The following is an 11617-nucleotide window of genomic DNA, read 5'->3' as shown; positions in this document are numbered from 1 at the left end:
ACCCCACCCCCGCCCCGGGAGGGACGCGGCAAGCGCAACACGGTGAAGAACACTCCGAAGGGCAAGCCCCGGGCGCGCATCACGCGGACGCCGGAGGAACTCGCGGGTCCGCACTACCTCTATGGCGTGGTGCGCACCGAGGGCCCGCTGGACTTCGGCCCCATCGGCCTGGGGATGCCGCCGGCCCACGTCCACGCGGTGCGCGAAGGAGCGCTCGTCGCGCTGGTGTCGTCAGCCCCCGCGCGCGTGGTGGACCCGACGCGAGCCAACCTGTTGGCCCACCAGCGCGCCGCCGAGGTGGTGCTGCGTGAGCACACGCTGCTGCCCGTGGCCTTCGGGACGGTGCTGGGTTCGGAGGCCGAGGTGCGGCGGTTGCTGCGCTCCGCCCAGGACGCGCTCACCCGGACCCTGGTGGCGCTGGAGGGCAAGGTGGAGCTGGGGCTCAAGGTGCTCTACCACCGCGAGCACCTGGCCCGACGCATGGAGTTCGAGGACGCGGGCCTGCGTCGCCGGGAGAACGAGCTGGAGACCGAGCACGAGCGACGGCTGGGGCAAGCCGTGGAGCTGCGCGCGTCGCTGGACATGGCCGCGATGCTGGAGGGCCTGCACCCGCTGGCCAACGCGACGCGCACGGACGCGCCCGTGGGCGAGCGGATGCTGCTCAACGCGGCCTTCCTCGTCACCAGGGACGCGGTGCCCGACTTCGAGGCGAGGGTCCGGATGCTCGCCGCGCGCTCGGACCTCTACGCCTTCCGCTTCACCGGCCCCTGGGCGCCGTACAGCTTCGTCGACGTGCGACTGGGGCTGGACGACAGCCCCGAGACGCCCGATTCACGGCGCGCCCGCTGACGACACCGGCGTCGTCACGCGCGCGGCCTCCGCGGCCAACGGGTCCACGCCCGCGTGGAGGCGGACCCAGCCGGGGGTGTGCTCGGTGCGCGCGAAGAAGCCGTCCGTGCCCCGCGCCACCGTCAGCTCGCCCACGGACTTGCCGCCGCGCCGGTACTCCACGCGGAAGGCCTCCTTGGGCTCGCCTCCCGTCGGCTGCTCGTCGCGGCCCAGCAGGTCCAACGGCATCAGGCGCCACACGCGGTCATGCCAGTTCCGGGTGAACTCGTCCGGCTTGTCCGGCGCCTCTGATGGCGCCAACGCGACGGGGTTGGGCGCCTTGCCGGTCGCCGTGAAGGTCCGCGACGCGCCCCCGGAGGAGATGACCACCGCGTCGAAGTCACCCAAATCAAACGTGTGCAGCCGCCGGTCCACCAGCCGGCTGGTCGCGTTCTCCAAATCCGGCAGCAGCGCGGGGCCCAGCAGGAACACCTGGCCGTCCGACTCGCGACGCAGGTAGGGCGTGCCCCAACCCCCCGTCGTCGAGGCGAGCGTGAAGGTCTCCACCTTGCCCCCCAGCGTCAGCGTCAGCTTGCGCTGCGACGTGGTCAGCCCCACCTCTTCCAGCTTCTTCGCCTCGAGCACGCCGAGCGCCCGCGTGGCCCGCAGCGGGGCGAAGCGCGGGAAGAGCTTCGCCGCCACCTCGTTGGCCCGGAGCTCGCGCGGAGGCGGCTGTGGCGGCGTGGCGGCCAGGGGCGGCGTACCCGCGTCCTGTCCACCTTGAGCCACGGTGCCGGAAGCCCCGCCATCCGTGCCCGGCGCGGAGCCCGCATCCGTGCCCTCCGCCGCGGGGAGGCCCTTCGAGGGCTTGTAGCCCAGGCGGACCCACAGCGTGTCCCGCGACTGCGCGTCGCGATACAGCTCCACGTAGCGCGCCTCGTCCTCGTAGCGCACCTTGTCCAGGGCGCGTGCCGGCAGCTCCACCACCGTCACGTCACCGGGAGCACCCGAGGGCGCCCGCTGCCACACGAGATAGGCGGCCACCAGCGCCACCACCGCGAGGGCGCCCTGGAGCGCCAGGTCCCGCGCCTTCATTGCTCACCTCCCGCCGCCACCGGGGCGCGCGGAGCACGACGGCCTCGCCGCCGCGTCGTCACGAAGCCCAGCGCCAGCACCAGCGCCGGGGCCACGAACACGGTGGCGTAGAACCACGCCACGTCCTGCTCCCGCGTGTGCTGGATGGGCACGTCTTCCTCCGAGGACACCGCGCCGGACACGGACTCCTCGCCCGTCAGCCACCGCAGCGTGTCCACCGCGAGGTAGGCATTGCCCATGTTGGACAGCACCACGTCGCTCACCACGTCCGCGTCCGCCATGACGACGGCGCGCATCGGCTCCTTGCCGGCCGCCGCGGGCTGCTCCACCGCCACCACCAGCGGCCACGTGCGCCGCGTCTCTCCGGCGTCCGGGGTGAAGTTCCCGTTGGCGTCGGCGAACGTCGCGCCATGCGCGCGCACGGAGATGTCGTGCATGACGCCGTTGGGCAGCGGCTGCACCTGGTCCAACGCGCCCGCGCCCAGGAAGGCCACCGGCGACTGGCCGCCCATCGCCGACAGCGACGTCACTGACGGATGGGAGCTGAACGTCGCCGTGCCCAGGTTGCCCCGGTCGCTCTGCTGACGCGTGGTGCGGAAGTACACCTGGTCATTCGCCAGCGGCGTGCCCGCGTACTTCAAGCCCAGGGGCTCCAGCAGCTTCTCGAAGCGAGGGCCCTCCGGCTCCAGCGCCACCCACAACCGGCCGCCACGCTCCAGGTATTCGCGCACCGCCGCGAGTTCCTCGGGGAGGAAGTCGCGCGTGGCACCCACCACCACCAGCGCCCCCGCGTCGCGAGGCACCTCACGGCCCAATCCCTCCGCGACCCCCAGCGACCGCACGTCCACGTTCTGCGCGCGCAGCAGCTCCTTGAACTGGGCCACGGACGGCTGCGGCATCTCACCGGGCACCGGACGCGTCTCCGCGCGCTCGCCATGGCCCGCGGTGAAGTAGACGACGCGTCGGGGCTTCGCCACTGTCAGGAGCCGCCGTTGGACCTCCTGGTCCAGCCGCTGGAGCTGCCCTCGCGCGCGGTCCAGCTCCAACCCCACCGTGAAGGGCTCCTTGCGCTCACCCCGGGCCACGACGACAGTGCCGTTGTTGTGCACGCCCAGCGTCCTCGCGCGAGCGGGCTCCACCGCCTGGTCCAGCCGCTCCACGTTGAGCAGCTCCGGGCTCTCCACGGACAGGTCCTGGAAGTACTGGCGCACCGCCTCTCCCACCTCGTTCGCGGGCGGGAAGAAGAGCGTCACCTGCAGCGGCTCGTTGAGTCCGCGCACCACCTTGCGCGTGGAGTCGCCGGGCTTCGCGGTGCGGAAGTACGACAGGTCCCACGTCGTGTTCGCCTGCGTGACGACGTACATGGTCGCGAAGGCGAAGATGAGCACGAAGGACAGGCCCAGGCCGGAGAACAGCGCGCTGCGAGCGCGGCCCGTCTCCAGCACCGGCGCCCGCGTCATCGCCTGCGCCGCCGTCTCCACCAGCGCCAGCGGCACCAGGCAGCACGTCAAGAGCGCGGGGAACAGCGCCGCCAGCATCACCGCCAGCTTGGGCGCCTTCTGCGACAGCGGCCCACCGAAGAGGGCCGTGCCCACGTCGGACTGGAGGAAGTAGAGCGCCAGCGCGAGCAGGCCCAGGCCGTAGAGGCCCAGCACCCAAACATCCACCGTGCGCCGGTCCGCGCCCGTGCCACGGGAGCGCGCGAAGCGCCAGATGACCGCGCCCACCGCCGCCACCGCGCCCAGCCCGGAGAAGGCCGCGCGGCCCGTCCCCACGCCCAGGATGCGCTCGCCGATGAAGACCGCCACCAGCCCCGCCACGAAGACCAGCGTCGCCGCCAGCCCATTGCCCACCGGACGGGTGCTCATCGCCACCTCCGCGCTTCGAGCACCCGGGTGGCCGCGAACAGCGCCACGTAGGTGACGACCAGGTAATAGACGACGTCACGCACGTGGATGAGCCCCGATTGGAACGGCGGGAAGTGCTGGTTCCACAGGGACATCGCGCTGAAGACATCCGACAGCGGCTGCTCGGTGATTCGCGCCAGCAGCCAGCAGAGGATGAGCGCCACCAGCATCACCGCGGAGGTAATCGCCGCGAGCAACTGATTGCGTGCCAGCGCCGAGCCGAACGTGCCGACGGCGAGAGAAGCACTGCCCAGCAGCAGCAGTCCCAGATAGCCCGCCGCCACGTGGCCGAAGGACACCTTGCCGTTCACCAGCACCAGCACCGGCATGTACAGCGTGCACAACACGTACAGCGACAGGAAGGCGAGCCCCGCCAGGAACTTGCCCAGCACGATGTCGCGGTCTCGCAGCGGCGACGAGTACAAGAGGGGCAGCGTGCCCGTCTGCCGCTCCTCCGCCAACAGCCGCATGGAGATGAACACCGAGGCGACGATGGTGAAGCCGCTCGAGTAATAGAAGAACTGCGACAGCACCTCGGCGGAGCGCTTGCTCGCGCCGCCCAGGGCGTACGCGTTGAAGAACAGGCCGTTCAACGCGAGGATGACCGCGATGACGACGTAGCCGCTGAGCGTGCGCAGGTAGCCGGACAGCTCGCGACGGGCGATGAGCAGGGCCTTCACGCGCGCACCTCCTGACCGTGCGTCAGCCGCAGGAAGATGGACTCCAACTGGCCCGCGCCCTGGTCCAACCGCAACAACTCCAGCCCCGCGCCCACCACCGCCTGCGCCACGCGCGGACGCGCATCCGGAGAGGCCCGGAGCGTCAGCGACACCACGCCGTCCGCCGCCCGGTCCACGTCCACCGCGCCAAACGGCTTGAGCACCTCGAGCGCACGCGCCCGGTCTCCCCGCACCTCCACCTCGATGGAGCCGCCGCCGCCCATCTTCCGTCCCAGCTCCTCCTCCGTCCCCTGCGCCACCAGCGTCCCCTTGTGGATGATGAGGAGCCGGTCACACGTCTGGGAGATTTCCGGAAGGATGTGGCTGGAGACGAGCACCGTGTGCGTGCCCTTGAGCCCGCGGATGACGTCGCGCATCTCGACAATCTGCCGAGGGTCCAGGCCGCTGGTGGGCTCGTCGAGGATGAGCAGCGCGGGCTTGTGCACCAGCGCCTGCGCCACGCCCACGCGCTGACGGTAGCCGTGGCTGAGCGTGGAGATGAGCTCGCCGTCCACCTCGCGAAGGCCCGTCTTCTCCTCCGCCTCGCCCACGCGCGCGGTGGTGTCCCGGGCCGTCACGCCGCGCAAGCGCGCGACGTAGGCCAGGTACTCGCCCACCGTCATCTCCTCGTAGAGCGGCGGCACGTCCGGGAGGTAGCCAATGCGCTGCCGCACCTCGTGGGCGTTGCTCACCACGTCATGGCCGTCGATGACGACACGGCCGGCGGTCGGCAAGAGCACGCAGCCGAGGACCTTCAACGTCGTCGACTTGCCCGCGCCATTGAGGCCGAGGAAGCCGATGACTTCACCCTGGCCGATGGTGAAAGCCAGGTCCCGGATGGCCGCATGCTCACCGTAGTACTTGGTCAGCCCTTCGACCTGAATCATAGGGGGCCATTCCATCAGTCCCCCCAGGGGGCATTGTCAAGCGCCGAACCGCTCAGTCATGGCGGAACTCCGGCCCCGCCGTGGTGCGGCCGAGCGTGAAGCGCAGCGCCCCTTCCAGGTCCGGCAGGAGGAAGGAATAGCCAAGCCGCTCGGCGGTGGAGGGAAGCACCCGGGCACCCGCCAGCAGGGCCTCCTGCCCCATCTGCCCGAAGAGGGTGCGGATGACCGCGGCGGGCATCGGAAGGAAGGCAGGCCGTCTCAGCACCCGACCCAGCGTCTTCGCAAAGTCGGCCTGTCGCACCGCTCCCGGCGCCACGGAGTTGATGGGGCCACGCGCCGCCTCCGTGAAGAGGCTGAAGTGGAAGAGCCCGAGGATGTCCTCCATCGACACCCAGCTCATCCACTGGCGACCGGAGCCGATGGGTCCACCGCCGCCCGCGAGGAAGGCGGGCAGCATCTTCGCCAGCGCGCCATCGCGAGCGTCCAGCACGGGGCCGATGCGCAGGTGCACCACGCGAATGCCAGCGGCCTCCGCGGGCGCGGTGGCGGCCTCCCAGGCGCGGCACACGTCCGCGAGGAAGCCGGTGCCCGGGGCGCTCTCCTCGGTAAGCGGCTCGTCACCCCGGTCGCCGTAGATGCCACTGCCCGCCGCGCACACCAGCACCCGAGGCTTGCGCTTCATGCGCGCCAGCGCCTCCGACAACGTGAGCGTGCCCTCCGTGCGGCTCTTGAGGATGGCGTCCTTGTATTCGGGGGACCAGCGCTTGCCCGCGACGTTGGCGCCCGCCAGATGCACCACCGCGTCCACGCCTTCCAGCGCGGCGGTGTCCACCTCTCCCTTGTCGGGTGCCCAGGACACTTCGTTCCCAGACGCGTCCGCGCGGCCTCGCACCAGGCGCTTCACGCGATGGCCGCCGGTGGAGAGGAACGGCACGAGCGACGAGCCAATCGAGCCGGACGCTCCGGTGATGGCCACGGTGAGGGGGCCGGCGTGCGCGAAGGCGGCATGGCGCCGCAGGTCTTCCAGTGTCACCCGGTGGCGATAGGCGAACATCCGCTCCAGCGTGCGACGCGCGGTGCCTCCACCGAAGAGGCTGCCCAGCGGGCCCATGGGCAGGACGTACTCCACCTCGTCCTCCAGGACGGAGGAGTTCGTCGCGGGCTCGGGCCACATCCGGTGGGTGTGGACCCACTTCGAGAACGGGCCGGACACCTGCGTGTCCTGGAAGAGCGAGTCCTGCACGTACGCCGTGTGCTCGGCCACCCAGCGGCGGGGGATGGGGCCCAGGTGCATCCGCATGGTGACCCGGGCGCCGGGGTGGATGCCGTCGCCGGAGCGCTCCAGCAGCTCCATCCGCTCCCAAGGGGGCGTCAGCCGTGCGAGCGCCCCTTCCCGGGCATGCCAGGCGAACAACTCGGAGGCCGACACCGGCATCCGACTGCGCGCATCGAAGACGTGCGACTTGCCCATGCTTCCTCCCGGCGCGACAGTGCGGCCACGCATGCTAAATCCGGAGCTCGTCGAGCGCGCGGTGGAATTGCTGCGGCACGGCGGTGTCATCGCCCTGCCGACAGAAACGGTGTACGGCCTCGCGGCCAACGCCGAGGACGAGCTGGCGGTGCGCCGTGTCTTCGCCATCAAGGGCCGCCCCGCCACCCACCCGCTCATCGTCCATCTGTCTGGCGCCGAGCACCTGTCTTCCTGGGCCCGGGAAATCCCGGACGCCGCGCACCGTCTCGCCGAGGCCTTCTGGCCCGGACCGCTCACGCTCGTGTTGCCTCGCACGCCCAGGGCCACGGACGCCGTGACAGGCGGCCAGGACACGGTGGCGCTGCGCGTGCCGGGACACCCGGTGGCGCTCGCGGTGCTGAAGGCCCTGGGCGGAGGCGTGGCCGCGCCGAGCGCCAATCGCTTTGGCCGGGTGAGCCCCACCACGGCGGAGCACGTGCGCGCGGACCTGGGCGCGGACGTGGACCTGGTGCTGGATGGTGGACCGAGCACCGTGGGCGTGGAGTCCACCATCGTCGATTTGAGCTCCGGCGCCCCCGCCATCCTGCGCCCTGGTGGCCTGTCCGCCGAGGACGTCGAGCGCGTGCTGGGACATCCGGTGCCAGTGCGTGCCGCGTCCAAGGTCCGCGTGTCGGGCTCGCTCGCGTCGCACTACGCGCCGCGCGCGGGTGTGGTGCTCGCCGAGCCGGGAGAGGCCGGAGCACGCGTGCGGGCATTGAGGGAACAGAGCTTGCGCGTGGGCGTGCTGGGACCGGAGAGCCTGGAGTTGCCGCCGGACGTGCCTCGCTTCGACGTGCCCGAGGACCCGGCCGGAGCCGCGCGTGTGCTCTACGCGAGGCTGCGTGAAGCGGACGAGCGGGGACATGACGTGCTCGTCGTCTGTCTCCCCGCCGCCAGCGGGCTGGGCATCGCGGTGCGAGACAGACTCTCCCGCGCCGCCGCGCCTCGCGACCCTCAGCCCTGAACAGCAACGGAAGGCGAGGTATCGCGTCGAGGGGCCCGCCTCCCGAGCCTCCACGCAAACACGGAGTCTCGCGCGCCCCCATCACCGAGCAGCAACGGCCGCCGAGGAAACAGCTCGAGCTGCTTGTCCTTCTCGCGCACCGCGCGCCCAACGCTTGAGCGACATGCGCGGTGGAGGTGTCGCGACGCCAGTCGCCGGCTGGCATGCACCGAAGTGGAGTTACCTCGCGACTCCAGGCACCACGCGGCAACGAGTGCTCGCCCAAGGCGATATGCCCCGAAACATCCCTCGTTGTTTTCGCTGCACCGCGCGCACGACTCCCCTTGCGTCGCGCGGCCCACTCCAGCGGACGAGGCGACGATGATGGTGCGGAAGCAATGGCTCGCGGCAATGACGAGCATCGTGGCGGCGTTGTGCTTCGCGGGGTGCGCCGCCCCCCAGAAGGTGCTGTTGGAGCGGACCAGCAGCCTCGTCGTGTATGACCTGCCGGCCATGGAGGTCATGAAGGCCGCGGAGAAGGTCATCGCGGACCGTGGCTATGACCTGCTGCCCAGCACCGACCCCTACTTCCTGCAGACGCCCTGGAAGGTGACGGGCAGCTTCGACATCGGCACGCGATGGTCCCGCCTGTACGTCGAGGGGCACATCCGCGCCGATGGCCGCTTCTCCGTGCGCGCTTATGAGATGGCCGCCACGACCTTCGGCCGGACCCAGGCCCTCCCCGGCCTCGTCCACACGGGCTACGACACCGTGCACAACACCCCCAACGCCACTCCCGCCGCCCTGGTGGGGACGGAGCCGGAGATGCAGACGCGCTCCGCCCGCCCCAACATCCGCAGGCTCCTGGAGCTGGAGTGGAACATCCTCGAGCGCCTCAACCCGGAGTTCGCCGGGCGCGTGAAGGAGCAGGTCGACTTCTACGTGGCGCACGCGCCCCAGTGAGCACCCGGGCGCGACGGACCTGAGTGCCGTCGCGCCCCTCGACTCCACGACCGCGAGGAGTCCCGGGGCGCCAGCCACCTCGCATGACGCACCCGGCCACAACACACAATGCAAGGAGTTGGGGCTGCAAGGGATGAGGCCGGGCACCGCAACCCCGACTTCATTGGGCGCGTCAAGCGAGCCCGTGGAAGAAAACCACGCAAGCATTCGACAGACGCGGCCGGGTGACGGACTTGAAATGCCCTCCTGGGCTCCGGTATCCCGCATGTCCTCGCAGAGGAGCGTCCCCGCGTGATGCGAAGCCTGTTCGGCCTGGTCGTTGCCCTGTCTTTGTTCGCCTGCAAGGAAGAGCCCCGAGGGCAGCTCGAGCCCATTCCCCGGCCTCCGGGCCTGAAGGACACCCCCAAGGAGGCGGGCGCCGCCCAGCCCTCGGCCGCGCCCGCGGCGGACCCGTCCAAGGTGGTGTTGCGCTGGAAGCCCGCCGCCGGTGCGCCCGTGGCCTACCGCCTCACCCTGGACCGAGCGGGCTCCGCGCCCGCCGCCGTCGAGGAGGTGGAGGAAGCCAAGCCCGCCAAGGGCAAGAAGGGCCGCGACAAGGAAGCGCCGAAGCCCGAGCGCGCCGCCGCCCCCTCCCCCGCGTTCCCCAGCGCCTTCACCTATGTACTGGAGCACGGCGACTCGGGTGACTTCCGGCTGCGCGTCATCCCGGAGGGCACCAACGCCGCCGAGGACACCGGCACCGTCAGCGAGCGCGGCTTCGTGCTCGACGGCCTCCAGGGCATCACCCGCAACACGGCCTCGCTGGTGCTGGAGCTGCCCCTGTCGGCGGTGGGCCCCAACGACACCTGGGCGCTGGGCACGGAGCTGCTGACGCACGACGCCCTGGGCCCCACGTTCACCATCGTCAAGACGGAGCGCCGCAACCGCGTGAAGCTCACCGCCCTCACCCCCGCGGACGGCGGCGAGCAGGTGGCCACGCTGGAGTACGACCTGCTGGACCAGCTCGCGGGCAAGGTCGCCACCCGTCGCGCGATGCCCGCCGTGCCCGCGCGCGCCGCCATCCCGGAAGAAGGCGGAGACGAACCGGAGGGCGCCCCGCCCACCGCGACGGACGCCAGCGCGGAGGTGCGCATCGTCGGCCGTGGCGAGTTCCTGGTGAAGGCCGGCAAGTGGCGCTCGTGGGAGGGCAGCATCACCTCGTCGACGCGAGGCACCGTCTCCCCCACCGCGCTCCAGGTGCCGCCCGGCACGGTGAAGCTGAAGCTCACCGCGCTGGAGTCGGCTCCCGCTCCGGCCGCGCCCCAGCCGACGGCGAAGCCGCAGCAGTAGGCGCGCCGTCGGACTCGCGCACCAGCCGCACCACGGCGTCCACCCAGGCCGGGTGGGCGTTGAGCGAGGGGACGAGCGTCAACGACTCGCCCCCCGCCTCGACGAACTGCTCGCGGGCCCGCAGGCCCACTTCCTCCAGCGTCTCCAGGCAGTCCGCGACGAACGACGGGCACATCACCGCCAGTCGCTTCACGCCCTGCTTCGCCAGCTCCGGCAGCACCAGGTCCGTGTAGGGCTTCACCCACGGCGTGCGCCCCAGCCGCGACTGGAAGGACACCGTCCACCCGCTCGCGGACAGCCCCAGGCGCTCCGCCAGCCCGCGCGCCGTGGCGAAGCACTGGGCCCGGTAGCAGTGCCGGTTGGCGTCCGTGAGCGCGTCACAGCAGCCCGCGGAAGCAAAGCAGTGCTGGCCCGACGTGTCCGTCTTGCGCACGTGCCGCTCCGGCACGCCGTGGAAGCTGAACAGGACATGGTCCGCGCGCGCTTCGGCAATCACCGGCCGGGCCACCACGGAGAACGCGTCCAGGAAGGACGGGTGCCCATGAAACGCGGGCACCGCGCGCACGTTGGGCACATCCCAGCCCTCCGTCATCACCTCGTACACCCGGGCCAGCGACGAGGCCGAGGACGACGTGGCCTCCTGCGGGTACAGCGGCAGCACGGTGAAGTCCGTCACGCCGCGCGCACGCATCCGAGCCACCGTGTCGGGGATGGACGGGCGGCCGTAGCGCATGGCGAGTTCCACGTCGTACTCCCCCGCCAGCTTCTCACGCACCGCCGCCTCCAGCTCCCGGCTGTACACCAGCAGGGGCGAGCCCTCCTTCATCCACACCTTGCGGTACGCCTCCGCGCTCTTCGCGGGCCGCGTCGGGAGGATGAAGAGGTTGAGCAGCAGCCAGCGCCCCACCGGGTGGATGTCCACCACACGCGCGTCACTCAGGAACTCGCGCAGGTAGCGCCGCACCGGCCCGGACTCGGGCGCGTCCGGCGTGCCCAGGTTGATGAGGAGCAGCCCCCGCTTCGGGTCCGGAGTCATCATCAGTGCAGGGCGTTGGGCAGGGTGAGGGCGAACTCCGCGATGCGCGCCTCGAAGTGCGTGCCGTCCGGCCGCTCCATCTCATAGCTGCCGCGCATGGTGCCGAACGGCGTGCGCAGCATGGCCCAGCTCGTGTACTCGAAGCGCTCGCCCGGGGCCACGCGGGGCTGACGGCCGACCACGCCCTCCCCCTTCACCTCTTCCACCTTCCCGGTGGCATCGGTGATGACCCAGTGCCGCGACTTCAGCTGCGCGGGCGCCTCGCTCTCGTTGACGATTTCCACCGTGTACATGAAGGCGTACTGACCCGACTCGGGCGAGCTTCGCTCCGGCCAGTAGGCCGGCTTCACGGTGATGCGGAGGCCATCAGTGGTGGCGCTGGAAGACATGCCTCCACATT

The 11617-nt window shown here is 71.2% G+C and carries 11 protein-coding genes; 4 read left to right on the top strand and 7 right to left on the bottom strand.

Features of this window, described 5'->3' with window-relative positions; all coding sequences use genetic code 11:
- Positions 1-849, top strand: an 849-nt coding sequence (locus HR086_RS14045; protein ID WP_254626325.1) for a GvpL/GvpF family gas vesicle protein, incomplete at its 5' end; no start/stop codon positions are given.
- On the opposite strand, the gene HR086_RS14040 is transcribed toward HR086_RS14045, so the two are convergent.
- The 5 genes from HR086_RS14040 to HR086_RS14020 are packed head-to-tail and all read right to left on the bottom strand — an operon-like array spanning position 832 to position 6907.
- A complete protein-coding gene (locus tag HR086_RS14040) occupies positions 832-1923 on the bottom strand; it encodes a hypothetical protein (protein WP_174465880.1) in 1092 nt (363 codons plus the stop codon). The two genes, HR086_RS14045 and HR086_RS14040, sit on opposite strands and share 18 nt — an antisense overlap.
- Complete coding sequence (locus HR086_RS14035; RefSeq protein ID WP_174465879.1) at positions 1920-3791, bottom strand: Gldg family protein; 1872 nt, start codon at positions 3789-3791, stop codon at positions 1920-1922. Before HR086_RS14035 ends, HR086_RS14040 begins: the two co-directional genes overlap by 4 nt.
- The gene (locus tag HR086_RS14030) at positions 3788-4510 is read right to left on the bottom strand and encodes an ABC transporter permease (RefSeq protein ID WP_141642288.1); all 723 of its coding nucleotides are present in this window, start codon (positions 4508-4510) and stop codon (positions 3788-3790) included. Before HR086_RS14030 ends, HR086_RS14035 begins: the two co-directional genes overlap by 4 nt.
- The gene (locus HR086_RS14025) at positions 4507-5436 is read right to left on the bottom strand and encodes an ABC transporter ATP-binding protein (RefSeq protein ID WP_174465878.1); all 930 of its coding nucleotides are present in this window, start codon (positions 5434-5436) and stop codon (positions 4507-4509) included. Before HR086_RS14025 ends, HR086_RS14030 begins: the two co-directional genes overlap by 4 nt.
- A gap of 52 nt (positions 5437-5488) precedes the next feature.
- Entirely contained in the window at positions 5489-6907 is a 1419-nt protein-coding gene (locus HR086_RS14020) for a TIGR01777 family oxidoreductase (RefSeq protein ID WP_174465877.1), read from the bottom strand.
- A 31-nt stretch (positions 6908-6938) separates the two neighbouring features.
- Here HR086_RS14020 and HR086_RS14015 point away from each other — a divergent pair, with 31 nt between their 5' ends.
- The 3 genes from HR086_RS14015 (at position 6939) to HR086_RS14005 (ending at position 10181) form a co-directional block, all read left to right on the top strand.
- The gene (locus tag HR086_RS14015) at positions 6939-7910 is read left to right on the top strand and encodes an L-threonylcarbamoyladenylate synthase (RefSeq protein WP_174465876.1); all 972 of its coding nucleotides are present in this window, start codon (positions 6939-6941) and stop codon (positions 7908-7910) included.
- 360 nt (positions 7911-8270) lie between these two features.
- Entirely contained in the window at positions 8271-8852 is a 582-nt protein-coding gene (locus HR086_RS14010) for a hypothetical protein (protein ID WP_246137136.1), read from the top strand.
- Between the two features lie 294 nt (positions 8853-9146).
- Complete coding sequence (locus HR086_RS14005; protein WP_217440447.1) at positions 9147-10181, top strand: hypothetical protein; 1035 nt, start codon at positions 9147-9149, stop codon at positions 10179-10181.
- On the opposite strand, the gene hemH is transcribed toward HR086_RS14005, so the two are convergent.
- Both hemH and apaG read right to left on the bottom strand, forming a co-directional pair.
- Positions 10117-11220, bottom strand: a complete 1104-nt coding sequence (hemH, locus tag HR086_RS14000; RefSeq protein WP_174465875.1) for a ferrochelatase — start codon at positions 11218-11220, stop codon at positions 10117-10119. The two genes, HR086_RS14005 and hemH, sit on opposite strands and share 65 nt — an antisense overlap.
- Complete coding sequence (apaG, locus tag HR086_RS13995) at positions 11220-11606, bottom strand: Co2+/Mg2+ efflux protein ApaG (RefSeq protein ID WP_141642282.1); 387 nt, start codon at positions 11604-11606, stop codon at positions 11220-11222. Before apaG ends, hemH begins: the two co-directional genes overlap by 1 nt.
- Positions 11607-11617: the final 11 nt, after the last annotated feature.

The sequence above is a fragment of the Myxococcus sp. CA039A genome (genome assembly GCF_013336645.1).
Classification (GTDB): domain Bacteria; phylum Myxococcota; class Myxococcia; order Myxococcales; family Myxococcaceae; genus Myxococcus; species Myxococcus llanfairpwllgwyngyllgogerychwyrndrobwllllantysiliogogogochensis.
Note: the sequence above shows the minus strand (reverse complement) of the source record. Positions and strands in the feature narration are given on the sequence as shown.

What these genes read in the sequence shown, in the direction of transcription:
- HR086_RS14040 (WP_174465880.1), bottom strand. Translation starts at nt 1,923, where the DNA reads ATGAAGGCGCGGGACCTGGCGCTCCAGGGCGCCCTCGCGGTGGTGGCG.
- HR086_RS14035 (WP_174465879.1), bottom strand. Translation starts at nt 3,791, where the DNA reads ATGAGCACCCGTCCGGTGGGCAATGGGCTGGCGGCGACGCTGGTCTTC.
- HR086_RS14025 (WP_174465878.1), bottom strand. Translation starts at nt 5,436, where the DNA reads ATGATTCAGGTCGAAGGGCTGACCAAGTACTACGGTGAGCATGCGGCC.
- HR086_RS14020 (WP_174465877.1), bottom strand. Translation starts at nt 6,907, where the DNA reads ATGGGCAAGTCGCACGTCTTCGATGCGCGCAGTCGGATGCCGGTGTCG.
- HR086_RS14015 (WP_174465876.1), top strand. Translation starts at nt 6,939, where the DNA reads ATGCTAAATCCGGAGCTCGTCGAGCGCGCGGTGGAATTGCTGCGGCAC.
- HR086_RS14010 (WP_246137136.1), top strand. Translation starts at nt 8,271, where the DNA reads ATGATGGTGCGGAAGCAATGGCTCGCGGCAATGACGAGCATCGTGGCG.
- HR086_RS14005 (WP_217440447.1), top strand. Translation starts at nt 9,147, where the DNA reads ATGCGAAGCCTGTTCGGCCTGGTCGTTGCCCTGTCTTTGTTCGCCTGC.
- hemH (WP_174465875.1), bottom strand. Translation starts at nt 11,220, where the DNA reads ATGATGACTCCGGACCCGAAGCGGGGGCTGCTCCTCATCAACCTGGGC.
- apaG (WP_141642282.1), bottom strand. Translation starts at nt 11,606, where the DNA reads ATGTCTTCCAGCGCCACCACTGATGGCCTCCGCATCACCGTGAAGCCG.